This is a genomic window from Nostoc sp., assembly GCF_036917755.1.
Lineage (GTDB): Bacteria > Cyanobacteriota > Cyanobacteriia > Cyanobacteriales > Nostocaceae > Nostoc.
The window spans coordinates 28444-51793 of record NZ_JBALFC010000117.1 but is presented as its reverse complement, the minus strand read 5'-3'; the positions used below and the strand labels follow the sequence as shown (position 1 = coordinate 51793).

General features: G+C 42.4%; 19 protein-coding genes and 3 pseudogenes. 5 read left to right on the top strand and 17 right to left on the bottom strand.

The window, feature by feature from the left end:
* Positions 1-314: 314 nt before the first annotated feature.
* Complete coding sequence (gene aat, locus V7L05_RS25645; protein ID WP_335168291.1) at positions 315-890, bottom strand: leucyl/phenylalanyl-tRNA--protein transferase; 576 nt, start codon at positions 888-890, stop codon at positions 315-317.
* A 101-nt stretch (positions 891-991) separates the two neighbouring features.
* Here aat and V7L05_RS25640 point away from each other — a divergent pair, with 101 nt between their 5' ends.
* A complete protein-coding gene (locus tag V7L05_RS25640) occupies positions 992-1321 on the top strand; it encodes a hypothetical protein (protein WP_012410384.1) in 330 nt (109 codons plus the stop codon).
* 76 nt (positions 1322-1397) lie between these two features.
* Here V7L05_RS25640 and rpsN read toward each other — a convergent pair whose 3' ends face one another.
* The 4 genes from rpsN to serS form a co-directional block, all read right to left on the bottom strand.
* Positions 1398-1700 (bottom strand): 30S ribosomal protein S14, encoded by a 303-nt coding sequence (gene rpsN / locus V7L05_RS25635; protein ID WP_334889407.1) that lies wholly within the window; start codon positions 1698-1700, stop codon positions 1398-1400.
* A 76-nt stretch (positions 1701-1776) separates the two neighbouring features.
* On the bottom strand, positions 1777-2448 hold the full coding sequence (nth, locus tag V7L05_RS25630) for an endonuclease III (RefSeq protein WP_335168289.1): 672 nt from the start codon (positions 2446-2448) through the stop codon (positions 1777-1779).
* A gap of 46 nt (positions 2449-2494) precedes the next feature.
* A complete protein-coding gene (gene rseP, locus V7L05_RS25625; protein ID WP_335168287.1) occupies positions 2495-3595 on the bottom strand; it encodes an RIP metalloprotease RseP in 1101 nt (366 codons plus the stop codon).
* A gap of 207 nt (positions 3596-3802) precedes the next feature.
* Complete coding sequence (serS, locus tag V7L05_RS25620; protein ID WP_335168285.1) at positions 3803-5083, bottom strand: serine--tRNA ligase; 1281 nt, start codon at positions 5081-5083, stop codon at positions 3803-3805.
* 179 nt (positions 5084-5262) lie between these two features.
* Here serS and V7L05_RS25615 point away from each other — a divergent pair, with 179 nt between their 5' ends.
* Positions 5263-5451: a hypothetical protein gene (locus V7L05_RS25615; protein ID WP_335168283.1), complete on the top strand. Its 189-nt coding sequence runs from the start codon at positions 5263-5265 to the stop codon at positions 5449-5451.
* On the opposite strand, the gene V7L05_RS25610 is transcribed toward V7L05_RS25615, so the two are convergent.
* Entirely contained in the window at positions 5438-6016 is a 579-nt protein-coding gene (locus V7L05_RS25610; protein ID WP_335168281.1) for a DUF3611 family protein, read from the bottom strand. The two genes, V7L05_RS25615 and V7L05_RS25610, sit on opposite strands and share 14 nt — an antisense overlap.
* Before the next feature lie 647 nt (positions 6017-6663).
* Here V7L05_RS25610 and V7L05_RS25605 point away from each other — a divergent pair.
* Together V7L05_RS25605 and V7L05_RS25600 are read left to right on the top strand one after the other, a co-directional pair.
* Positions 6664-7011 (top strand): PadR family transcriptional regulator, encoded by a 348-nt coding sequence (locus V7L05_RS25605; RefSeq protein WP_335168280.1) that lies wholly within the window; start codon positions 6664-6666, stop codon positions 7009-7011.
* Positions 7012-7166: 155 nt separating this feature from the next.
* Positions 7167-7697 carry a cofactor assembly of complex C subunit B gene (locus V7L05_RS25600; RefSeq protein WP_335168278.1) on the top strand — a complete coding sequence of 177 codons (531 nt, stop codon included), beginning with the start codon at positions 7167-7169 and terminating at the stop codon, positions 7695-7697.
* Between the two features lie 449 nt (positions 7698-8146).
* Here V7L05_RS25600 and V7L05_RS25595 read toward each other — a convergent pair whose 3' ends face one another.
* Positions 8147-8464 carry a DUF3155 domain-containing protein gene (locus V7L05_RS25595; RefSeq protein WP_041566316.1) on the bottom strand — a complete coding sequence of 106 codons (318 nt, stop codon included), beginning with the start codon at positions 8462-8464 and terminating at the stop codon, positions 8147-8149.
* 285 nt (positions 8465-8749) lie between these two features.
* Here V7L05_RS25595 and V7L05_RS25590 point away from each other — a divergent pair, with 285 nt between their 5' ends.
* Entirely contained in the window at positions 8750-10105 is a 1356-nt protein-coding gene (locus V7L05_RS25590; RefSeq protein ID WP_335168276.1) for a GAF domain-containing sensor histidine kinase, read from the top strand.
* 83 nt (positions 10106-10188) lie between these two features.
* On the opposite strand, the gene V7L05_RS25585 is transcribed toward V7L05_RS25590, so the two are convergent.
* From V7L05_RS25585 to V7L05_RS25540, 10 genes and pseudogenes are all read right to left on the bottom strand, one after another.
* On the bottom strand, positions 10189-11433 hold the full coding sequence (locus V7L05_RS25585) for an S-layer homology domain-containing protein (RefSeq protein ID WP_335168274.1): 1245 nt from the start codon (positions 11431-11433) through the stop codon (positions 10189-10191).
* 515 nt (positions 11434-11948) lie between these two features.
* Positions 11949-12584: pseudogene (locus V7L05_RS25580) on the bottom strand (S-layer homology domain-containing protein); the annotation flags it as partial.
* A 1641-nt stretch (positions 12585-14225) separates the two neighbouring features.
* A pseudogene (locus tag V7L05_RS25575) lies at positions 14226-14594 on the bottom strand (S-layer homology domain-containing protein); the annotation flags it as partial.
* Positions 14595-15252: 658 nt separating this feature from the next.
* The gene (locus V7L05_RS25570) at positions 15253-15966 is read right to left on the bottom strand and encodes a conjugal transfer protein TrbI (protein ID WP_335168272.1); all 714 of its coding nucleotides are present in this window, start codon (positions 15964-15966) and stop codon (positions 15253-15255) included.
* A 454-nt stretch (positions 15967-16420) separates the two neighbouring features.
* Complete coding sequence (locus V7L05_RS25565) at positions 16421-17176, bottom strand: choice-of-anchor K domain-containing protein (protein WP_335168269.1); 756 nt, start codon at positions 17174-17176, stop codon at positions 16421-16423.
* A gap of 460 nt (positions 17177-17636) precedes the next feature.
* A complete protein-coding gene (locus tag V7L05_RS25560) occupies positions 17637-19841 on the bottom strand; it encodes a tetratricopeptide repeat protein (RefSeq protein WP_335168268.1) in 2205 nt (734 codons plus the stop codon).
* Positions 19842-20103: 262 nt separating this feature from the next.
* The gene (psb34, locus tag V7L05_RS25555; protein ID WP_335168266.1) at positions 20104-20283 is read right to left on the bottom strand and encodes a photosystem II assembly protein Psb34; all 180 of its coding nucleotides are present in this window, start codon (positions 20281-20283) and stop codon (positions 20104-20106) included.
* A gap of 171 nt (positions 20284-20454) precedes the next feature.
* Positions 20455-22476, bottom strand: coding sequence for a glycine oxidase ThiO (gene thiO / locus V7L05_RS25550; RefSeq protein ID WP_335168264.1), 2022 nt, complete (start codon positions 22474-22476; stop codon positions 20455-20457).
* A gap of 105 nt (positions 22477-22581) precedes the next feature.
* Positions 22582-22980, bottom strand: a complete 399-nt coding sequence (locus V7L05_RS25545) for a hypothetical protein (protein ID WP_335168262.1) — start codon at positions 22978-22980, stop codon at positions 22582-22584.
* A 17-nt stretch (positions 22981-22997) separates the two neighbouring features.
* Positions 22998-23337: pseudogene (locus V7L05_RS25540) on the bottom strand (2Fe-2S iron-sulfur cluster-binding protein).
* Between the last annotated feature and the right edge of the window lie 13 nt (positions 23338-23350).

Genomic DNA, 23350 nt, shown 5'->3' with positions numbered 1-23350 from the left:
TTATGCTGTGGTGCATAGTACTACTGTTCATCCATCCACTCGGAACAAGACTCACAGAAACCAAAATTCCAGGAAAAACCTGTCATGACTTCCCCACATCTACCACACTCTGTTAGAGGATTAAGACTATTGCACTCTGAGTTGCTACATATACCCTCAAATTCCCCAAGAGTAATCAGAGTTTCTTGATAGCAATCTGGGCATATAGTAAATGGAAAGTATGCTCCTTTATTGGCTCTATATTCTTGCTCTATTTCTTGAATAATACGACTACGCTTGCGCTTAAATTTTCTAATGTTAAAAAGTTTACGGAACTATACCAAAAAACAGCGACGTTGCAACGCTTGCTTAAGTAAAGTTTGATATTCTTTATCCCCAACCCGATAAGCACCAAATCTTTCCAAATGGGGATTCATCATTTGGCCATCAAAAAACACAAATTCCCTCTGGCGCAATCTTTCCACCAACTTAACCATCGCTACCTTTGAACCTTCAGGAATGCGGTAAAACATCGACTCGCCAATGAAAGCGCCACCAATGACAATCCCTAAAATTCCCCCAGCTAATTCGTCACCCTGCCAAGTTTCAAAACTATAAGCATAACCATTCTGGTAAAGTAGCCAGTAAATCTTTTGCAATTCCGGTGAAATCCAAGTTGTCTCTCTGTCAGCACACCCAGCTACCACAGCTTGGAAGTCCCGATTAATCGCCACAGTAAACCGTTCTTGATTCAGAACGCGCTGCAAAGACTTGGGGTAACGAAATCGCTCATCCAAAGGAATAAAAGTCCGATCGCGACTTCCGTACCAACTCAGGCGATCGCACTCATCAGCCATGAGAAAATAGCCTTGTGCATAGCCCTCAACAATAGCCGCGATATCATATTGCATAAATAAATATAAAAAAAAATCTAGAGAAACGCAATTTGATGCTAAAAGTCAACCTCAGCGTTCCTCTGCGTTTCTCTCCGCGTCCTTCTGCATTTAAAAAAATGACTCAACCAATACCACCCATCACCCTACCACCCCCTGAAAATCCTTTGCTCGAAGGTGAATGGTTACGAGAGCGTTTACAACGGTGGCTAGATACCGAATTTATCCCCGAAGCAGTCAACCAAAATATTGCCCAACGAGCCGCACAGATTTTTGTGCGTCAACGGATGGAAGGAGAAAACGACCTTGGTTCTCTGGTAATTGCCATTGTCACAGAGATGCAGTCGTATGATTTTTCCAATAGCTTCTATGGAGAGTTTGCGATCGCTAACGCCGTCAGCGATCTACTCTTAGAAAGTCTAGGAATTGATAAATGTTGTGGTCAATAATTTTTGTCATTTGTCATTTGTCCTTTGTCATTTGCTCTTTACCAATGACTAATGACTAATGACTAATGACTCTTGACTACCAACTAGACTTAACAACTCCAGGCAAAAGACCTTCATGCGCCCATTCTCGCAGCACGTTCCGAGACAGTCCAAAATCGCGGTAAACACCTCTAGGACGACCAGTTAACCAGCAACGGTTGCGGTGGCGGGTGGGCGCACTATTCCGGGGTAGCTGTTGAATCTTCCGGTGGACTTCCAGCTTATCCAGAGGAGATGCTGCACTTCTGAACTCTTCTAAGAGAGCTTCTCTCTTGTCAGCGTACTTTTCTATCAACCTGGTGCGCTTTTTCTCGCGCTCAATCAAGCTCTTTTTTGCCATATATTCTCTAACTTATTTAAAGACACCGTTCTCCATTCTACAGTCTCCCCATCAATTCTGGGGTTACTGGTTTCGTTTACCCTACAATTACTGGCTTATTAGCAGCAGGACATAAATCAACAAGTTCACAAGCAACGCAGGCGGGAGAGCGGGCTTTACAAATAGCACGACCATGATAAATCAGCCGAATTGACCAATTTTCCCAATCAGGCTGCGGCAATAAACCCATTAAATCTTGCTCAATCCGAACGGGGTCTTTTGCTTCAGTTAAACCCAAACGTTGGCACAGGCGCTTGACGTGAGTATCTACCGTCACTCCAACATGAATGCCATAAGCATGAGCCAGGACTACATTTGCTGTCTTCCGCGCCACACCTGGAAGCTTTAACAACTGTTCCATTTGGTTGGGGACAACAGAGTTAAACTCAGTGACAATCATTTGACAGGCGGCTTGAATATTCTTGGCTTTATTGTGATAAAACCCAGTTGAACGCACCAAACTTTCTAATTCTACCAAGTCAGCGATCGCTAAACTCGCAGCATCAGGGAATCTACCAAATAAAGCTGGTGTCACCTTATTCACCCGCTCATCAGTACATTGAGCAGAGAGAATAGTTGCCACCAACAATTGTACTGGCGTTGAGTAATTCAAAGAGCAAGTAGCATCTGGATAAAGACGCTTCAGACGAGTTAAAATTTCTAGCGATCGCTTCTTTAAAGGTAAAAGTTTCTTTTCCCGACTCCCCATTCCTTAGTACAGACGCGATTAATCGCGTCTCTCCCACTCCCTATCTTCACTGAAACAATCTTTGCACCCATTCCAATTGGCTAGTTAATTGGGTGGTTTCTTTGACTATCAGAAAAATTCCTAACCCTAAGAGTAACACCAAACCAGTTTGCATTACACCTTCTTGAATGCGGGCAGGCACAGGCTTACCGCGCAAACCTTCAATTAGCAGAAAAGCGAGTTGTCCGCCATCCAAGGCGGGTAAAGGCAAAATATTGATAATAGCCAAGTTAATGCTGATAATTGCTGCAAAAGACAACAGGTTTGCACTATTATCCTCAGCTAATTTTGCACCTATTTTGACAATATTAACTGGCCCAGAAACTTGTCCAGCAGTTTGTTGAAAATTGGTAATCAATTGTCCAAAACCGCTAAGTGTGCCAACAAATAATTGTTGAAATCTATTAGCAGCAATGCCGAAAATTTCAAAAGGACTATTAGGACGGCGATAAATTGCCGTAGCATTTGGACTGAGTGCGACACCAACTACACCTTTGCCATCGGCTCCTAGTTTTGGTGTTAATTTCAGGGTTTTTTGTTGGTTTTCACGCTGAATTTTCAGTTCGATTTGCTGATTAGGATGAGTTTGAATCTCTTTTGTCAGCAAAGGAGTTGACTTATCAGAAGCCGGGAGTTCTTGACCATTCACAGCCAGAATAATATCTCCTTCCCGAATTCCGGCTTGGTAGGCGACAGATTCTTGATTAACAGGCTGTACAACGACACCAGCTTGATAGTTTAATTCCTTGGGAATGCCGACAATACCCAATTGCAGAGCCAACACCAAGTAAGCAAATATTAAATTTGCGATCACTCCGGCACTGATAACGATCGCCCGGTCTAAAACTGGACGGTTACGCAGCAGATTTGGGTCATTGGGTGGAACATCGCTATCGGGGTCATCATCGGGAAAGCCCACAAAGCCACCCAAGGGAAAGGCGCGGATAGCATATTCGGTTTGTGAACCTTGGTACTTCAAAAGAACCGGGCCAAAACCCAAAGAAAAACGGTTAACCAGAATGCCTTGAGAACGTGCTGCAACAAAATGTCCCAACTCGTGTACCAAAATCAAAACAGCCAAGACTGCGATCGCTGCTAAAACTGACATAGAGCAAATTAGTGAAAATATTAAGCTATAGTTACCTCCATTCTAATTGGGCATTGGGCATTGGGCATTGGGCATTACTAAAAGACCAAGCACTAAAGACTAAGGGACTTGCAAATTAAAAAATATCCAAAAATCCTCTCTCTTCCTCATCTCTCTGTGCCCTCTGCGCCTCTGTGGTTCGTTTTCTTGGAAATCTCTAATGACAAATTACAAAACTTCACGTCCCAAATAAGCTTGCAACACTTCTGGTATCCTCACCGTCCCATCAGGTTGTTGATAATTCTCCAAAATTGCTGCCATCGTCCTTCCCACCGCCAAACCCGAACCATTCAGAGTATGGACAAACTGAGTACCTTTCTTCCCCGCCTCTTTGAAGCGAATATCAGCCCGTCGCGCCTGGAAATCTATAGTATTGGAACAGCTAGAAATTTCGCGGTATTTGCCAGAAGAGGGCAACCAAACCTCTAAATCATAAGTTTTGGTAGAGGCAAATCCCAAATCCCCAGTACTTAAATTCACGACTCGGTAAGGCAACTGCAACGCCTGTAAAATTGCTTCTGCATTCCCCACCAATTTCTCCAGTTCATCAAAAGACGTACTGGGTTCGACAAATTTCACCATTTCCACCTTGTTGAACTGATGCAGGCGAATTAATCCCCGCATATCGCGCCCATAACTACCAGCTTCGCGCCGAAAACAGGGAGTAAAAGCACAGTGGTAGATAGGCAAATCTTCAGCAGCGAGAATTTCACCCCGATAGAGATTTGTAACTGGAACTTCCGCCGTAGGAATCAGCCACAAGTCGTCATCAGCACATTTAAAGCTTTCTTCAGCAAACTTGGGTAACTGACCGGTCGCCGTCAAAGACTCAGTATTCACTAACAGGGGCGGACTCACTTCCACATACCCAGCTTGAGTATGGAGAGTCAACATAAATTGAATTAATGCCCTCTCCAATGCCGCACCAGCGCCTATCAATGTCACAAAGCGACTTTGGGCAACTTTTACAGCTCGTTCAACATTGAGAATACCTAGCTTTTCGCCAATTTCCCAGTGAGGGAGAATATTCGGATTTTGGGGAATGTACTCATCACCCCAACGGCGCACTTCTACGTTATCTTCCTCATTCTTACCAAGGGGTGTAGAGTCGCTTGGTAAGTTGGGAAGTGCCAACACAAGTTGGCTAATTTGAGCTTTGAGGTCTTTTTCCTGGGGCTCCAGTTCACTCAACGTCGCTTTAACAGAGTTACCTTCATCCCGCAAAGCTTGAATTTCTGGGTCTTGAGGATTGATCCCAGATTTAATCTTTTGCCCGACTATTTTACCGATTTCGTTGCTACGGGCTTGGAGTTGACTACGCCTCCCCTCAAGTTCCCGTTGTTGCCGATCTAACTGTAATATCGGTTCAATGTCGTATTTACCACTACGACTATTCAATCGTTCTTGAACTAATTGCGGATTTTCCCGTATTTGCTTGATATCCAGCACAGATTTTTCTCAGTTTTTAGCCTACTATCTTCTTGTTAATACAGTTACCACACAAGCATCCAGCATATAGTAATTTTGGTTTGCTGTGACTGGAAAAACAAAGTTTTTTAGAAAAATCAGTCTTAACCTGTGATCAGAATTTTACCCTAGCATCACTGCCAGAGCTAGGAAAGCAGACAATGAGTATAAATTTCGGGGTAGGTTGGGGAGCCACTGCGTTGGGCGGCTCTGCCGACTTAAAGCAAGTGGCGTTTGAGGGACGAAACCCAACACAAAAAATCCTTGGTTTTGTTCGGTTTCACTTTATTCAACCCAACCTACATTTTTTTCTTTCATTAGAGTTAGAAAAGAGCGTTAAGCTCGGTTAATGCGATTAAGTAGCCAAAGCGATGCCACAAGCCCTGCAAAGTGGGCTGAAACAGTGTTAATGTTTGCCTGTACCACAAGCATATCTAGACCGCTAATAATCCGGGTAGGGTCAAAAAGTTGGGTAGTTATAGCTTGAGGAGATATGGATCTTGCTACCAGTGTTCCAACGATCGCTTGTGCCCCCAAAAGAGTCACCAGCGTTCCCCCTAAATTCACCCACAGCCCTAAGCGTAATACTTGCACAGTCTCGCTTTTGCGAGGGCGATTGCTGGGATTGGAGGATTCCAATTGCTTGCCGATTCTAGTGTAACGGTAAGCTAAATAAATTCCTGCACCCAAAACAACCAGTCCACAAATTGCTAAAAATACGCCAAAGCCAGTCCCAGGATTATTACTAGGACTGCCACTTCTTTGATTAAAGACGGCGAACAGCAGCACAATTATGCTAGACACAACGCCTAGTACTAGCTGAATCCAGAAGCTAATCCAACCTGTAAGGCGAAAAGTTTGGGCAATTGCCCTAAGAGTCGAGGAAGATGATGGGGCATCGGGAGTTTGTGACATACTGTGAATCAATTTGCTGGGCGCTTTCAAAGGACACAAAAACACAGGTACACGGAAAGCCTAGTTGAGAAGTATCGCACTTTGTGTCTCTCCCTTTCCTAGTCTTTACGTCTTCTTTGATAAATTTACTATCACACTTGCCAAATAAGACAAGAGATTCTCTTGTCCAGGAAATCAGAAATGCTTACTGCTTAGGTGTGTCTACAGGCGTAGCAGCTTTAACCCAGACATATCCCTTAGCCTAAGCTTTGAGAATTTGCATTGGGAAAATCACTGTCAAACAAAGTGTTTATTAAGTTTTACAGACAAAATAGCATTTTACCTGTAAAATTTCTTCGATGGCATTTTATTGCTTAAGCAGTTCTATCCAGCTCGGCATCACTTAACACCAAGATAGTGACTTTGCCACTATCTGTTCGCTCCTCACCACACCGTATCGAGCTTGGATAGGGGTACACTATTTTGTGCCCCTAAAACTCGCAAACTCGTCCCACAACTTCACAGGCGTGGGTAATTATTTGGTGTTTACGCTTTGGCAATTTAGTCTAAGTAGCTTTATATATATTACTCATTTAGCAGTAGCACTGTATACTGACTACAAGGATTATATACTTACCCTAAGGCATTTTTTTAGCCATTCACTAACTATGAAACTTGAGGATATATATCAATTCTTTGAAAATCCTCCGCCAACTTACCTTTGTCAGGAAGTAGCAGTTTGTTACATACTGTCTGTTTTGTTACAAAATGAATCCTACGGAACCGAGTTGATTGAGCAATTAGAAACTGAACATCCCACCTATAGGCTTTCGGATACCGTACTTTATAGTGCAATCAAATTTCTGGAAGACCAAAGGGCAATCAGTGGATATTGGAAGAAACTCGAAGGACGGGGACGCCCCAGGCGAATGTACCAAGTTTCTCCAGAATGGCAAGTTCAAGCGCAGGATTTAGCTTTGCTTTGGCAAGACTACATCAACAGGAGGACAAAGTAATACCATTTTAGATTTTGGATTTTGGATTTTAGATTGTGGAAGAGTCCCTGGTAATCGCTTTTTAGCGCTCCATTTGTTGCCATCATTGTTCAAATTGGTATAACGAATAATTGATAATGAATAAGTCTCCTCCAGTCAAACACTAACAATTAGTTATGGATAGTGCTATTTTGCCATCTACGTTCCTGCTAACCTTGTTGTTATCGGTTGGGCTGTTTTTCTTTATTCGTGCCTCGACTAAAGACCGCACAGAAACAGTACAACTGGTATCTGAGCAAGACGAAGCTGCTTTAATGTCTCAATTAAAAGAGTATTTTCGATCGCGGTCTTACCGAGTGGCAGAGGTAGACCGAAAACAAAATCAGGTGACTTTTGAAGGTAATGTTCGCCCCAGCTGGTTCTTAGCTATATTTCTAACTCTACTAGCGGCTACTGGTATTGTTTGTCTATCTCTGGTCGTATCCCTGCTTTTTCCTCGCCTCAGTACCCTTGTTCTGGCTATGGTACTGCTGTCGCCTTTAAGCGGTCTATTTTATTGGCAAAAATCTGGAAGACTTGAGAAGGTGTCGCTCAAAGTAGAAACTACTCAGAGCGAACAAACCTTCTCAAGTAAAATTACTGTAGTCGCCCATCGAGATGAACTCAGTGAGTTACAGAGGACTCTACAGTTAAAGTCTGGTGAATAATTGTTGATTTTTGCGATCATCTATTAACTATGATATGCAGACTTCTGACCTGACCTACTCTTTAGGCGATGGAAAGTAGGAACGAGGAAATCAAGATTGCTGCTTTGTCAATTTTCCCCACAACTTATGTCGTGGGGAAAAATTTAAATTCATTAACTTAAATTTGTTGACAGAGCTTGCTAAACAATCTAGGGCATGAGAGCGAAATTTCACTAGCGCTTTTGGAGGCGCTTGGCTCTATACCCACTCCCTTCTGCATCATTAAAATAGCATCAAGCCATGCAATATAGCGTGGTTTGAGACAAGTTTACCTTCCAACTACCTGGAATAGATTTACTGGCAAATCAGCTCCAAACTAAAAAAAAATTAAATTTTGCATAAACTTAGCAATTTTGCCAGTTAATGATAGTCAGGAGCCACATTCAATGCGTAAGATGACCATCTTTGGTTCACCGACTAGCTAAAGCAAGAGGTTCTTGACCTGGCGAAGGTTCTAACACCCTCAAGCTAGGAAACAAGAAATGGTTTTCCTCTACGTATTGAGCACCAAACAGTCCCTTTTCTGCCCAGAAATAACGATCTGTTGTGTGTTCATTTCGCTTTACAAGTAGCAACGCCGGTGGCAAAATACCTTCAGCTTGAATGAATCTTCTCGCTGCTGTCACAGGTTTTTCTTCGCCACTTTCGATGCTATATTGAGGCACATGTTCCAAAATTCGCCGTCCTTCCTGACGACGACGGCTCTTCCTTTTGCGTCTCCTTGCCAATCTATTGTCCTCCTCTTTCAAGCTATAGATTGTAGTGCTAGCTACAAAATCCGTCGCCATTATATAGGTTCTAGTTCAAAATATCAATAGTTTTTAACCTTTTAATATAAGAAAGTTAATATCTTTGAAGATAGAGAAAACAAAATTACCATTCAAATATAATCCCTTAGTACAAACCATCTCTAAGAAAATTTTAGTTAAGCTTTATTAAATGAGTGAGGTAAAAATTAAGTACCCTCTCTTAATCATGCCTCAAAATCTGTAATCTTGAGCAAGAGCTAAAAAATGTTAATGTCTGCCAGTTCCGATTTTCTTGCTCTGTGTCGAGAGCAAATAGCGCTGCTAACCCAAGGGCTGGGAGCAACTTTAAGTATTGTGTACCTAACACAAGAATTGGTAGAGACTCCTTCAGGTGAGGCTAAACTGATTCCTGTGGTGATTTACCCGGAAACAGCATTATTACCGCCAGGGGAGGAGACTGCTGAAGCAACGGTACACAAGCAACTTCAAGTTGGAAATGTGTTTGTATTACCCAATCGTCAGAGAAGGTTATTAACACCAGGGTCAGAATCTCCAACCTCGTCACGGGAGTCGGAGATCCCAAATGCGTCTGGGCCCCATCTAAAAGAGGAATACTTATTTAGTGGCAACCAAATTGTTTTACCTCTGATTTATGAGGGTGTGATGATGGGGTTACTGGTGACAGGTAGGGAAGACCGCGCATGGAATGAACACGAGGAAAGTCAGATTCAACGGATAGCCCAAACATTAGCGATCGCTTGTATTTTAGATCAACGGCGAGCATGGTTTGAGCAGCAGTTACGTGAGCAACAAATTCTCCAAGAAAAACAGCGTGATTTGCTGGATAATCTGTTGCATCAGTTTCGTAACCCATTAACGGCATTGCGGACTTTTGGTAAACTGCTATTGAAACGACTACGACCAGCAGACCCTAATCGGGATGTGGCAAATAGTATTGTGCGGGAAAGCGATCGCCTCCAAGAATTGCTGCAACAATTTGAGCAAGTAATTGACTTGACAGAGGCAGATTTAGCACCACTACATCTAGCGGAAGATGAAGTATTTGTAGAAGCAACTATTCAAAAATCCGCTAAACCACTGTTATTATTGCCGGGAACAGGAGATAAAGCAGTTGACTGCTCACTAGCAGATATATTAGAACCATTATTAATATCAGCCAAAGCGATCGCCCAAGAACGAAAGCTAAAACTAATAACTGAAATTCAACATAATTCACCTCTAGTACGTGCCAATATCAAAGCATTACGAGAGGTATTAACTAACATCATCGATAATGCTTTGAAATACACTCCCACTGGGGGCAAAATTTTGATTCAGGCGGGGCGAGAAAAAGCGAATTTTCAGGGAATTGTCATCAGTGACAACGGGCCAGGCATTCCACCTCAAGATTTAGAGCATCTTGGAGAACGGCATTATCGGGGGGTACAAGCGCAAACAGAAATCCCTGGTACAGGTTTGGGGTTAGCGATCGCTAAACAATTAATAGAGCAAATGCAGGGCGAAATCGAGGTTTTCAGCCCTGCAATCAACTCTCAGCTAACTTCACCCGATGCGCCAGGGACTACGTTTATTATTTGGTTGCCGGAAGTTCAAAATTAGTCATTTGTCATTTGTAAATACTAATTCCCAATGCCCAATGCCCAATGCCCAATGCCCAATGCCCAATGCCCAATGCCCAATAACTATCTTAGTGAAACCAACAAATTCTGATTGATTGTCATTTGTAAATCGGTATTTGGGTCAATAGCGATTAAGTCAACACTATTCTTACCCAACAACAGACCAACCAAAGCACCGATACCAGCGCCACCCAAGATTTCTTCTGTGGCAATGGCGCGATCGCCGGTGACAGCAGATATCGCAGTGGCTGCACCTGCACCCAATACAGTATCCTTGATAATTGCACTAGTACTAATACCCTTCTTGACGGTTTCAGTTTTGGTAATCACTTCAGAAGTAGCGTTAAGCTGATACTCTTGACCACTGGCCAAAACTAATTTCTGGGCAACGAATTGAGAACCGCCTGTAGCAGGTTTGAGTTGACCAATAACCTGACTACCAGCAGGAATCACTATAGTTCCGTCTTGCGTAACCACGTTTTGGGATACTGTCAATGTCAAAGGCGCTGTTTCATCCTTTGTAACCAGAATTTTTTCTGCTTTGTCATATTTCACAGCAATAGCAGTCCCTTGGGGAATTGTGACTGATCCAGCTGTTGGGGTAGTAGACCCGACAGCCGCCACGACATAGGGCGAGTTAATTGCTGAGACTTGATTAGAACTAACCAACGCCTGGTAAATAAAAGCTGCTACCTGCGCCCGTGTCGCAGTTGCGGTTGGATTTAGGAACTTCACATTCGGATAGTTGACCACAATTTGCTTTTCAGTTGCTGCGGCGATCGGGCTACGGGCATAGCTAGCGATGTTAGAGGCATCATTGAAATATTGCAGAGTGCTTTCGGTGTTACCACTAGGAGTATATGCCAAACCGTTAGCGAGGGAAACCAAAACCTGCTCGCGGGGAATAGCTTGGTTAGGCTCAAATCGATTTCCAGGATAACCAGATAAGAAACCTATAGTGTAGGCTTGCTGAATGGCACTGGATGCCCAATAGTTACTGGGTACATCAGTAAAATTGATTGCCTGCCGTTGCTGTGTTTTTTGGAAAGCTTTGTTGACCATAGCGGCAAATTGAGCGCGTGTCACCGGTTCTTCAGGGCGGAAGCTACCATCAGGAAATCCAGCAATTACTCCTCGCTGTGACAACGGTTGAATAAATTGTGCTGCCCAATAGTTAGATGAAACATCAGAAAAAGTAGTTTGAGCCAAAGATGGCGAAGCTGTAATCAAAGGCGCTACAGTACCCACTGTGACGCTCAAAGCCATGAATGCAGCTGTCCGAGATTGCCAACGATTTAAAGTAAACATTATTTTTAATCCAGTATAATTACTGCCTTACTTGTTAATTAACTAGACATTTACTGAAGTGTTAAGTTCCCAATTATTTCTGCTTTTTGTAAAAACCATTACTTTCGACATACAATCACGGACAAAAAATGCCTGTGAAAGTAAGTAGGCAAGTAGGTAAGAATAAAATAAAGCATATTAAGTAATGTAACTAATTTTGATATTCTTTTCTAGTAAGGGTTTCAGCTTTCAATCGAGGACTAAATTTCTCACATAAACCTTTAATTATTTACGCCGCTTTCCTTAGACAATAGAAGTAGTCTAATCACCGTATTATCTCTTAGTACAATTAAATAAGCATTCCAATAAATATGAATACTGAGTGAGACGATACAGAGTATAGAATAGTTGCTGTTAAATAGAATTTTTCGGGTTAAAAATGAAAGCGATCGCACACTATAGTTAAAGTGGCGATCGCCGATCAGGGGTGATTAAAGTCACTATTTGCTCATGTAGGGCAGTTAATTGCTGGGGTTTGACACGACATAGGGCGAGTTAATTGCTGAAGCTTGATTAGAACTAACTAACGCCTGGTAAATAAAAGCTGCTACCTGCGCCCGTGTAGCACTTGCGGTTGGATTTAGTAACTTCACATTCGGATAGTTGACCACAATTTGCTTCTGGGTTGCTGCGGCTATCGGGCTACGGGCATAGCTAGGGATATTAGAGGCATCCTTGAAATATTGCAGAATCCTTTCGGCATTGCCGCCAGCAGCATATTTCAGACCGTTAGCGAGGGAAACCAAAACCTGCTCACGGGGAATAGCCTGGTTAGGCTTAAAGCGATTTCCAGGATAACCTGACAAGAAATCAATGGTATAAGCTTGTTTAATTGCACTGAATCCCCAATAGTTGCTGGGCACATCAGTAAAATTGATTGCCTGCCGTTGCTGTGTTTTTGGGAAAGCTTTGTTGATCATAGCGGCAAATTGAGCGCGTGTCACCGGTTCTTCAGGGCGGAAGCTACCATCAGGAAATCCGACAATTACACCTCGCTGTGACAATTGTTGAATAAATTGTGCCGCCCAATAGTTAGATGAAACATCAGAAAAAGTAGTTTGAGCCGTTTGAGCCGTTTCAGCTAAAGATTGCCCAGAGCATCCCACTTTGATCGGTTTATCTTGCAAACTATAACTCACTGGCTCACAAACAAAAGCTGTCAACTGAGGCTTTGGATAAGTCCGTGTTGACGGATTTTCTTTATCTACCCGCTTCCACTCGTCAGATATTTTTTCGAGAGTGGGATGCTTACTTAAAAACTCTGAGTCTGCAACAACATCGTGAGGACCCTTAACACTTATCTTAGAACTATTCATGTAGATATTATAATCATAAACCACGTTTTGATTTCTAATATTACTATTAATATCCTTGCCAGGAAAGGCATAGAGAATGTTATTTAGAATTCGGACATCAGATGATGTATTGGCATATATTTGCGCGCCTTTAATTTCTGGACTCTGATTATTTAAAACCGCAGTGTTATTTACAATATCAACATGATCGCTAAAAAATGCATGAATCCCTGAACCACCATTATAAAATGTCAGATTGTTTTTAACTAAAGTACGTCCTTTATATGCACCCAATTTGGGGTTATTATTATTTCTGGAACTATCGATAATAATGCCATTACCGTCTGTGATCCTTCCGACTGCAATCCAAGGGATGTACATGCGATTGTTGTAGGTCTTGTTGTTGGTAACAAACATCTTGTATCCCTGATTGTTGTCAAAATTCCAATTGTTCAACATCGAAATACCACTATTACCATAGACTGAGTACCAGGCATTATTGAACACCACGTTATGATCTACTGTCACATAGTCCGATTGAATCGCTGAGATACCTCCTCCTCCACAGTCATGCACTTTGTTGTTCAGAATACGGATGTGATGAACATAACCATTAGTTCGTCCATCAATGCTTATGCAATTTCCGTTCGTCAGTGGGTTTGTTTTGTTAGTCTTCTGACTCATCGCATAATCAAGAGTTACATTGGCATTGTTCCCGATGACCTCCAGCCCATTTATCTCGATATATGAAGCTCCATTTGCAATCATGATACCGTGCCATGTATTGTGCTGAATTTTTGGGAAATGCCCAGGATATGCTTTATAGGTAATCCATGCATTTGCAGTTCCAGAACGTTTAATATTTACTACACTCCCAGCTTTAGGTACATTTTTGTATACTCCGTTCATAATCAATACTGTGTCGCCAGGGTTAGTCATATCTGCTGCCTTTTGAATTGTTCTAAAGGCGGATGAAGAAGAAACGCCACTATTTTTGTCGTTTCCAGTACCACTAACATAGTATGTTTTCGGAGTCGCGTTAGTGCTGATTAGTTCGCGGCTGGTAGTGGATACCTGACGGACGTTTTCAACTAAAGATGTTTTTATCCTTTCTCCCCCAGCCAAAAGACTTAACGCCACGGGAATAGCAAGATATGCGCTGAAACTGAAACCTTGAATTACCACAAGAAAATACTCCTTTATCGGTACTCTTCAATCAAAATATCAGGATATTCAGGAATTTTGAATACTCTTTTGGATACAGAGAACAATAGAGCCGACTTTCCTAGCTCCCCCCATAGCACAATCACCTAAGTATTCCCATAAATATCGATATCGAGTCAGACGATACAGAGATAGAATAGTTGCTAGAAAATAGAGTTTTTTGGGTTAAAAATGAAAGCGATCGCACACTATAGTTAAAATGGCGATCGCCTATGGGGTATGATTAAAGTCACGACTTGCTGATACAGGTGTTGGGGTAGTAGACTTGACAACCACAATATAGGGCGAGTTAATTGCTGAGGCTTGATTAGAACTAACCAACGCCTGGTAAATAAAAGCTGCTACCTGCGCCCGTGTCGCAGTTGCAGTTGGATTTAGTAACTTCAGATTCGGATAGTTGACCACAATTTGCTTTTCAGTTGCTGCGGCTATAGGGCTACGAGCATAGCTAGCGATGTTAGAGGCATCATTGAAGTATTGCAGAATCCTTTCGGCATTGCCGCCAGCAGTATATTTTAGACCGTTAGCGAGGGAAACCAAAACCTGCTCGCGGGGAATAGCTTGGTTAGGCTCAAAGCGATTTCCAGGATAACCTAATAAGAAACTGTTTTCGGAGTCGCATTAGTGCTGATTAGTTCGCGGTTGGATAAAATTATTTTCTTGTTAGTGGATACCTGACGGACGTTTTCAGCTAAATATACTTTTATCCTTTCTCCCTTAGCAAAAAGACTTAACGCCACGGGAATTGCCAGATATGCGCTGAAACTGAAACCTTGGATTACCACAAGAAAATACTCCTTTATCGGCACTATTCAATAAAAATATCAGGATATTCAGGAATTTTGAATACTCTTTTGAATACAGGGTAGAATAGAGTTAACTTTCCTAGCTTCCTCATAGCGCAATTAAAGGAGTATTCCCATAAATATGGATATCGAGTCACACAATTTTGGATTTTAGATTTTAGATTTTAGATTTTAGATTTACCCCAGGAATCAAGTCATTGGCTCTGTCATTTAATTTTAGATTTTGGATTTTAGATTTATTCGGGGAATAAATACGTTCGCTTTAGACCCTTTTAAATTTTGGATTTTGAATCTTCAATTCCATTTTCCAAAATTCGGTCAGATGATACAGAGATAGAATAGTTGTTAGAAAATAGATTTTTTTGGGCTAAAAATGAAGGCGATCGCACACTATAATTGAAAGTGGCGATCGCCTATCATGGATGATTAAAGTCACGACTTGAATGGAGTTAAATCTAGTAGCGGGATGGTGGTACTAAATTCAAGTTAGAATTCAGTGTCAGCTTCAAATCCTGTCCAGGTCTGAGGACAAAGGCATTTACTTCTTTTTTCCGCAACAGGATACTCGCACCCGCACCCGCACCCGCACCAATAACAGGTTTTAAATCGTCAATTCTGTGGTTGCCAGTAATTAGTGAACCTAAAAGACCTGCACCCCCACCAATAGCTGCATCAGTTAAAACCTGATTTGTGCTAGGACCCTGTGTAACTTTTTCAGTTCTGGTGTATGTCCGAGAAGTTGCATTAATCGACTGACGTTGACCATTGGAAAATTCTAATTCTTGAGCTACAAACCGCACACCTTTTCCTTTGTTCTCATCTGTATCTCTTGAATCACTATTTAAGTCAACAGATTCTAGCTGTCCAATTACTTTAGTACCAGCAGGAATTAAGACATTTCTATTTTTGTCGATAATGTCGTTCGCTATTCTCAAGGTTAGAGATTTAGTTTCTCCAGGAGCAATAGTAATTGTCTCTTTTTCGTAGCTGACAGGAAAAGCAACCCCGGAAGGAATGGTCACGTTTCCGTATTGCCCAATTCTGTCTTGCCCAATTCTATATTGAGCATTAGCAGGAGCCAAGCTGAATAGGGGGCTAATGACGCTTGTAGTAACGGCCATTGCCATAAGTGCAGCAGTTCCAAATTTCCATTGATGTATGCGAGTCATAGGTGGGTAAACCTTTATGTATCTGATGTATGTAATGACGAGGGTTCACTGAGATTGTTTCTCATTGTTTTTGAACCTATCTATAGGCGTATCCGAAGGTCACACAATTTTAGATTTTAGATTTTGCGAAAAGTTGCGTGCGGGGGTTCCCCCCGTTGAGCAAACTTTTCAAGACAGATTTTAGATTGAAAAGAGCAATCAAGTCACTAATGTGCGTCACCAAATTTAAAAAAGTCCCAGAGCAAGCGAATTTAAACGTGAGAATAAATTTTGATGCGATCGCAGCAATTGTTGTGCTGAGTTAAAATTTATTCAATTGCGTGGAATACTGGAGCCAGTTGTCTGAGTGGGTTAACAAACTTGAGTCACACAATTTTAGATTTTAGACTTCGACTTCTCTACGAGACACTGTTCGCGTTCGCTCAGTCGAACGCTTTTAGATTCAAAAGAGTAATCAACGCTGCCCTTCTGTTTCATCAACGTCGCCGAATTTTTTCCGAGATATCAGGTATATCCCTAGCAGGAATAGACCCGCTACTGTTGCAGGTTCGGGTATGGTTTTGATTTTGGCATAAATAGCTGTTGTAGTTGTGGCTCCTTCAAGAGCCTTAATACTTATCTGGCTAGCGTCTGGATTAAAGCCAGTTAGCTCAATCGTGTATTTATTGCCTTCAAAAGTGAAACTGCGATTACTCAAATTTGTGTCTATAAATACAAAGTCTGTATTCTTTTGAGGATCTGTTGCTTCGTTAACTGTATTTACTAGATGCAACTTGAAGTCAAAAACTTCGCTGATTCCAGTAGGAGGGCTGAAGGATACATTGATATTTAAAGGTACAAATTCAACGCTTGTACCTTCAAATACCGTTCCATTAAAGTAAGTTAAATCAGCTATTTTGAATACAGAGTTGATGTCAGTTGAAAATGAACTTCCATTAAAGGTTAGTTTATTTGCGCCTGTTATTGTACATCCACTAGGAGTATTTGGACTTGGTGGACACACATTAGAATCACCCCAATTAAATGTGTTGCTTCCGACACCTGTATATATGGGATCGGTATTTATACTTCCTGGAGTAGGTTCTCCCCATGTAGCACTAGAGATACCAGAAAAACTGAGAGCATCTGCTTGACCAGAGAAACCAAATCCTGTGGTCGCACTTACAAAAAAACTAGATATAGCAGTAGCAAAAACCAAACTTAGTTTCATAACTTAGGTTTCAATTCTCATCCTGGGGCTTCTCTCAACTACGTCTCCAGTCTACGTTAGTAAATTTACGGAAAATACGCCAATATTTTATTGTACTTTTTATAATATATTTATATATACAACAATATCTTAATGGAAAATTTATATTTATAAATCTGACTTTACGGGTTTTTCAAAAATTTCACTACTTTATAATTAGTAAACCAATAATTGCGTAGGCGTAGCCCGTCGTAGACATTGTTACCTTACTTGGTTTACTAATTAATTGTCAAGTTGATATCAAGTTACATTGCGAGGGAAAGGGAAAGAATAAAGAACTTTTTCCCATAGGGTACAGAGGAATTATTTTTGAAGAAGAATACAGAGTTTATTGTATTCTGACTCCTGACTCCTGACTCCTGACTCCTGACTCCTGAATTCTGACTCCTGAATTCTGAATTCTGTTTTGTTAAATTATGCTTTATAACTTTGACAAAATCTCTGGCAACAACTGACCAGGAACTTTAGATAAAGCCAGATTTTGTCCTTGTATCCCTAATTCATTATGAAAAGCACGAATAGTTTTCACCACATAAGTAAAGGTTGTTTGATAAGCTTCTGGTTGTTTACTTAATCCATTTAAGGCTTGCAAATGGTTATCTAATGCTATTTCTAAGTGTTGAGAACGTGTTGCTTTGTCGCCATTAAAAGACTTATCTATTACTAGCTGATAATGGGCTAGCCCCAGATTATTATAAGAGGCAAATAAATCAAAACTTAAAGGAATACCGCTAAGTGAGTGAGCCAAGGCTATGGCTTCTTCATAAGCGCTGATACATAGTTGCAGATACTTTTGCCGTGCCTCTTTAGTTGTCTGAGATAAGTTTGCTAGATGCCAGTAAGCAGTACCCAGATTATTTTGTGTAGCGGCGCAGGCGCTGGGAACATTAGCTGGGGTGCGATATTTGAGAGCTTCGGTATAAACATCTATAGCTAGCTGGAGATTTTGGGCAGGTTGTTCGTATTGTGCCAGATTCCAACAGGCAGTACCGATATTATTTTGAATCATGCCATACTTGAGCGGTTCCTCTTCAGGGTTGTAGTGTATAAGTGCTTCGTTGTAAGCTGCGATCGCTTTCTTTAAATGCACAATCGGTTGATTGTATTGCCCTAAATGCCAGTAAGCAGTACCCAAATTGTTCTGGCAAGCCGCATACTTTAAAGAGTCCATATCGGCTGTACGATAGCTAAGTGCTTCACTGTAAGCTAAAATTGCTTGCTGCCAATTTTCAGATGGGTGAGAAAAATGAGCTAAATCACCATAAGCCGTCCCCAAATTATTTTGCACACGAGCGTAAGTTTCCGAATGTGTCTGAGGCGAAATCATCTTTAACGCCAACTGATAAAATTCTATTGCCTGCTCTATATAACTTTGTCCCTCCTCAGAATTGGGTGGTGTGCGGTATAGCATCCAGTAGAGTGTACCCAAATCATTTAAAATATCTGGGAGTTGCGGTGAGGTTTCGTCATAGCTAATTACCTCCTGATAGGCAATAATTGCCACCATCAGGTTTTCTAGGGTTGACTCTCCTTGCTCAATGCGAAGGCGGTATAAAGTGCCCAAGCGATGATAAGCTTCTGCCAGTACCTCCCCTGGAACTTGCTTTTGGTATAATTCTTCAATCTCCAACAAAATCTGCTGCGGTTGTAAGTAATCCTCTGTATCTTGAGTAATATTTGTATTGATTGTTGCTATTACTAGCTCCGTTAACTCGCTACTAATATGAGATAAAGACGATAGCGATTGATTAGTATTCCCACTAGCAGACCTATTAGTAGATTCCTGCTGTTGTGGCACAGTCTTCAATAAATCCCCTGTTGACGGCGAAGCTTCCTGAGTTTTGTGTACTTGTGTTTCTGCCGGAAAATCGGAATTATTCTGAAACTTTAACTCGCTGGCTGCGGTTCTGAGTTCTGCTTGGGTAATTGATTCATCTAGAATCGACTGCTCAACATTCCCTAAATCCAAGCTTCCAGAACGTGAAAAACGTTCTGGATAGCCCGAATTCTGAGGCGCTGGTGTGGGTTCTCCGGCAAATACAAATACCCCAGTACGGCAACGCCAAAACTGTGGTGCTGATTGCTTGATAGCAGATAACCAAGGACGCGGTATCCACAGCAGCAAATTAGATTCTAGGAATCGGCTAGATTCTTGTGTAGAGAAATATTGTTCGCTTAAGCGGAGATAGTGCAAAAATAACCGTTGTATCGCTACTGGTTGCTTAGTTAGCTGCTCCACACCCACAATCTGAAATGCTGGTATGGGAAAAGGTCTTCCTGCGGTATCTTTTGATGCCCCAACAATTGGCGGTGGATAATTTGCCAACCATTGATTTATCTGAACGATGGGATTGGGATCGTTTAAATTCAAACGCAACGTCACTAATCGCGGATAAGCTGGAGTGCTATTTTCCTGGGCATTTGATGACTGATATAGCACTTGTCCAACAGGATAAGCCAATGTAGAATGCAAACGGGCTGCTACTTGATTTCTTAAGTGTAAATCATCACATATAGCTAAAAAAAGTTGTCGTCGTAAGCCAAGACTTAGGGCAAGTTTCAGGCGCTGGTATACTTGCCGATTCCAAGCAAAATTATCATTGTGTGGAGTATCATTCACGCTCATGGCGGCTAAAAAGCCAAAACACAGTATGTATCACCTTTCTGGGCGCATCAAAGTGGGCTGAAAATCTGATAATGAAAATGATTTTTAATGGGATGTTATGCGGCTCAGGAGAAATTGAGCCTTCAGGTCTAGAAGAATAAAAGAGTATATAATTATACTTTAATCGCTAACTCAATTTTAACAAAAAATAAAAAAGCAGGCCCCTTTTAAAATCGGAACCTGAAAAACTATAAAGATGAAATTTTATTACAACGTTTGATGCTCAACTGATCTGGGAAACAAAGAAGGCGACTAGAATCAACCCGCCAACCAAAGCTGTACCGGCGATTCCTACTAAGATATAAGTTCGCTTTTGCCCTTCCGTGGGAGGTTCTGCTTGATAAACTTTTGGTTCACGGGCAAAATTATTCAGAAGGCCGCCTTCTTCGTTTGTATAGGGCATGAATTAATTCCTTTATCTTAATTATCCTTGATTTAATGTTACATAAGTACTAGATCGGCTCTCAAACCGCTAGATAAATCGTTACATTAAAGATTGGGCATTGGGCATTGGGCATTGGGCATTGGTTATTCCCTTGTCTTCCTTGTCCGTCTATTCCCCATGCCCTGTTCCCTAACTAGTAATCGTCCCAGTTAGAGGTGAACTAGGACTGGCGTAATCTTTGATCGGCATTCTGCCAGCAAGGTATGCTAGACGGCCGGCGACTGTTGCTAAATTCATGGCACGAGCCATTGCTGCTGGGTTTGCAGAAAGAGCGATCGCACTATTAATCAACAAAGCATCTGCTCCCAATTCCATTGCTTGGGCGGCTTCTGAGGGTGAACCAATACCAGCATCTACCACCACTGGCACACCTGCATTTTCGATGATGATTTGGATGTTAGCAGTTGTTTTCAGTCCTTGTCCAGATCCAATTGGCGATGCCAAAGGCATTACTGTAGCACAGCCGACATCTTCTAACCGCTTGGCTAATATGGGGTCAGCATTGATATAGGGCAATACTGCAAAGCCTTCTTTGACTAGTTGTTCTGCTGCTTGCAGTGTCCCAATCGGATCTGGGAGTAAATACTTAAGGTCAGGTATTACTTCTAACTTGACGAAGTTATTATCTTCCTGCCCCAACAATTTCGCCATTTCTCGCCCCAAACGCGCCACCCGAATCGCCTCTTCAGCAGTTTGACAACCTGCGGTATTGGGTAACATCCAAATTTTTGTCCAATCTAAGGCTTCAGCTAAACCTTCATGTCCAGGAGCTTTGGTTTGTACCCGTCGTACTGCTACGGTGACAATCTGGCAATCACTGGCGGCGATGCTTTGCTGCATTTCCTCAATGCTGCGATACTTACCAGTTCCGGTCATCAAGCGCGATTGGAAGGTTTTGCCAGCGATAATTAGTGGGGAGTGGGGAGTGGGGAGTGGGGAGTGGTGGGAGGATGTAGGAGGGTGATGCCCGTTGGAGAAATTGGCAGAGTGAGTCAGCATTGGGGTGGAGGTAGATGGCTTGGACTGGAAGCGTGAATAGTGAAAATCAGCAAGTAGGGGGTCAGACTTTTGTGACAAGATTAAATCGGCAATCAATGCGGCTGTTACGGGCGCAAGTAGAATTCCGTTACGGTAATGACCAGTAGCAAGGGTTAAATTTTGACAGTGGCTGGTGCCAAGAATGGGCAATTCATCGGGGGCGGCTGGGCGAAATCCCCACCAGAATTCCTGGATGGGATAATGCTTTAGTTGGGGGTACAGCCGGATGGCAGCTTGTAGTAATTTTTGAATGCCTTCTGGGGTGTTGCCGGGGATGAAGCCAACGTCTTCGCTTGTTGCCCCAATAACGAGGCGATCGCGTCTCGGTACGATGTAAATATCTTGTCCAAATAAAATCCGCTTTAAGGGTAATTCTGGCACAAATCCCGGTATCCGCACACTCAGCATTTGTCCTTTTCTGGGGCGGACGGGTAGTGGTAATAATTCATTTGACCAAGCACCTGAAGCTAAAACATAGTGCGCGGCGCGAATTATTCCAGCATTGGTTTGCACGCCAATCACTTGTCCTTGCTGCTGTAAAAATGCTTCTACTGTAATGCCGTCTTTGAGTTCAACACCAACAGACTCAGCCGCCGTCCACAATACGTGAGCTAGAGCCTTATTATCAACTTGTGCGTCTTCAGGATACCACCAGCCACCAGCTACCTCTGCTCCTAATCCTGGCTGATATTGATGAATTGCCTCTTTGTTTAACCAGTAAGCGGGGGATGAGGGGGATGAGGGGGATGAGGGGGATGAAAGAATTAATTTCTCTCCCCCTGCTCCCTCATCTCCCCCTGCTCCCTCCCCCCTTGCCTCTTCAAAGACGGGTGCGAGGATACCGCAGGGACGGTAGCCAGTATTTAAGCCGGTCAGTTCTTCTAGTTTGCGCGTCCAGTCGGGATATAAAGCACGCGATCGCCAACACAATGAACGCATTGCCCCATTCGGGATGTTTTCCGCATCTGGTGCTAACATCCCGGCGGCGGCGTGGGTAGCGGCAGCCTGGAAGTTACGACAAAACACGGTGACGTGTGTCCCGCGTAGTTTTAGTTCAATGGCGATCGCTAAACCAATAACGCCGCCACCAATAATTACAATCTCACTAGTCATTGGTCATTAGTCATTGGTCATTGGTCATTAGTCATTAGTACATAACTAATAACTCATAACTCATAACTTATAACTTATAACTCGTAACTAAGGACGGAGCGATCGTTACCACAGGGCGCGAATTGGTTCGTTGCCTTGATTTGTATTGCTGGATGGCGTGTCTGTTCCTGAAGTATCTGTACTGCCGTCTGTTGTACTGTCAGCAGGTGATGTTGAGTCATCAGAAGAATTCTGGGCAACGCTACTCCTTTTATCAAGTCTTGGGGCGACAATACCGCGTCTGCTTTGGTTTGTTTGAGTTGTTTCGTTTCCTTCAGTTGCAGTTTCATCATTCTTGCTGCCAGCACTGCTATTAACATTGATATTAGCTGGCAGGACTTGTGATTTTTTGTCACCGGGAGCGTTAGCGCTTTGTACGCCCATCGGAAAGTTGATGCCTAGTAATGTACCAAGCAGAATGGCCAAACCTCCAGCCATTAAAATTAAGGGTGTCCATCTACCCATCTTGTCTTAACTCCTTTTTAACCTTTTGGTGTCCACACTATTCGAGAACCTTGTCCCCAAAATCCATCAAACTTTGTCACTTTCACATCGCCTAAAACCAGAGTTTGGCAGTTTCTTACACAGGTCTGTTATAGGAGAATGGCGAGGAAGCGAATGCCGTGTTCGATCACGCCAATTCGCTGCTGATACTTTGCCCTCTACTTTAACCGTACAGATACCACAACTGCCAATGCCCCGATAGTTTATTACCTTAGCACCGTCATTGTAGAGGTCAATACCATTTTGCAGCAAAATTCTTCGGTGATCTCTTCCCTGTTCGCATTCAATTGTTTTACCTTGAGCTAGTATCTTAGGCATTTTTAAATTGCCA

What these genes read in the sequence shown, in the direction of transcription:
- thiO (WP_335168264.1), bottom strand. Translation starts at nt 22,476, where the DNA reads ATGACTAGTGAGATTGTAATTATTGGTGGCGGCGTTATTGGTTTAGCG.
- nth (WP_335168289.1), bottom strand. Translation starts at nt 2,448, where the DNA reads ATGGGGAGTCGGGAAAAGAAACTTTTACCTTTAAAGAAGCGATCGCTA.
- V7L05_RS25605 (WP_335168280.1), top strand. Translation starts at nt 6,664, where the DNA reads ATGAAACTTGAGGATATATATCAATTCTTTGAAAATCCTCCGCCAACT.
- V7L05_RS25640 (WP_012410384.1), top strand. Translation starts at nt 992, where the DNA reads ATGACTCAACCAATACCACCCATCACCCTACCACCCCCTGAAAATCCT.
- aat (WP_335168291.1), bottom strand. Translation starts at nt 890, where the DNA reads ATGCAATATGATATCGCGGCTATTGTTGAGGGCTATGCACAAGGCTAT.
- V7L05_RS25590 (WP_335168276.1), top strand. Translation starts at nt 8,750, where the DNA reads ATGTTAATGTCTGCCAGTTCCGATTTTCTTGCTCTGTGTCGAGAGCAA.
- V7L05_RS25570 (WP_335168272.1), bottom strand. Translation starts at nt 15,966, where the DNA reads ATGACTCGCATACATCAATGGAAATTTGGAACTGCTGCACTTATGGCA.
- rseP (WP_335168287.1), bottom strand. Translation starts at nt 3,595, where the DNA reads ATGTCAGTTTTAGCAGCGATCGCAGTCTTGGCTGTTTTGATTTTGGTA.
- psb34 (WP_335168266.1), bottom strand. Translation starts at nt 20,283, where the DNA reads ATGCCCTATACAAACGAAGAAGGCGGCCTTCTGAATAATTTTGCCCGT.
- V7L05_RS25565 (WP_335168269.1), bottom strand. Translation starts at nt 17,176, where the DNA reads ATGAAACTAAGTTTGGTTTTTGCTACTGCTATATCTAGTTTTTTTGTA.
- V7L05_RS25610 (WP_335168281.1), bottom strand. Translation starts at nt 6,016, where the DNA reads ATGTCACAAACTCCCGATGCCCCATCATCTTCCTCGACTCTTAGGGCA.
- V7L05_RS25585 (WP_335168274.1), bottom strand. Translation starts at nt 11,433, where the DNA reads ATGTTTACTTTAAATCGTTGGCAATCTCGGACAGCTGCATTCATGGCT.
- V7L05_RS25545 (WP_335168262.1), bottom strand. Translation starts at nt 22,980, where the DNA reads ATGGGTAGATGGACACCCTTAATTTTAATGGCTGGAGGTTTGGCCATT.
- V7L05_RS25560 (WP_335168268.1), bottom strand. Translation starts at nt 19,841, where the DNA reads ATGAGCGTGAATGATACTCCACACAATGATAATTTTGCTTGGAATCGG.
- V7L05_RS25600 (WP_335168278.1), top strand. Translation starts at nt 7,167, where the DNA reads ATGGATAGTGCTATTTTGCCATCTACGTTCCTGCTAACCTTGTTGTTA.
- V7L05_RS25615 (WP_335168283.1), top strand. Translation starts at nt 5,263, where the DNA reads ATGAGTATAAATTTCGGGGTAGGTTGGGGAGCCACTGCGTTGGGCGGC.
- rpsN (WP_334889407.1), bottom strand. Translation starts at nt 1,700, where the DNA reads ATGGCAAAAAAGAGCTTGATTGAGCGCGAGAAAAAGCGCACCAGGTTG.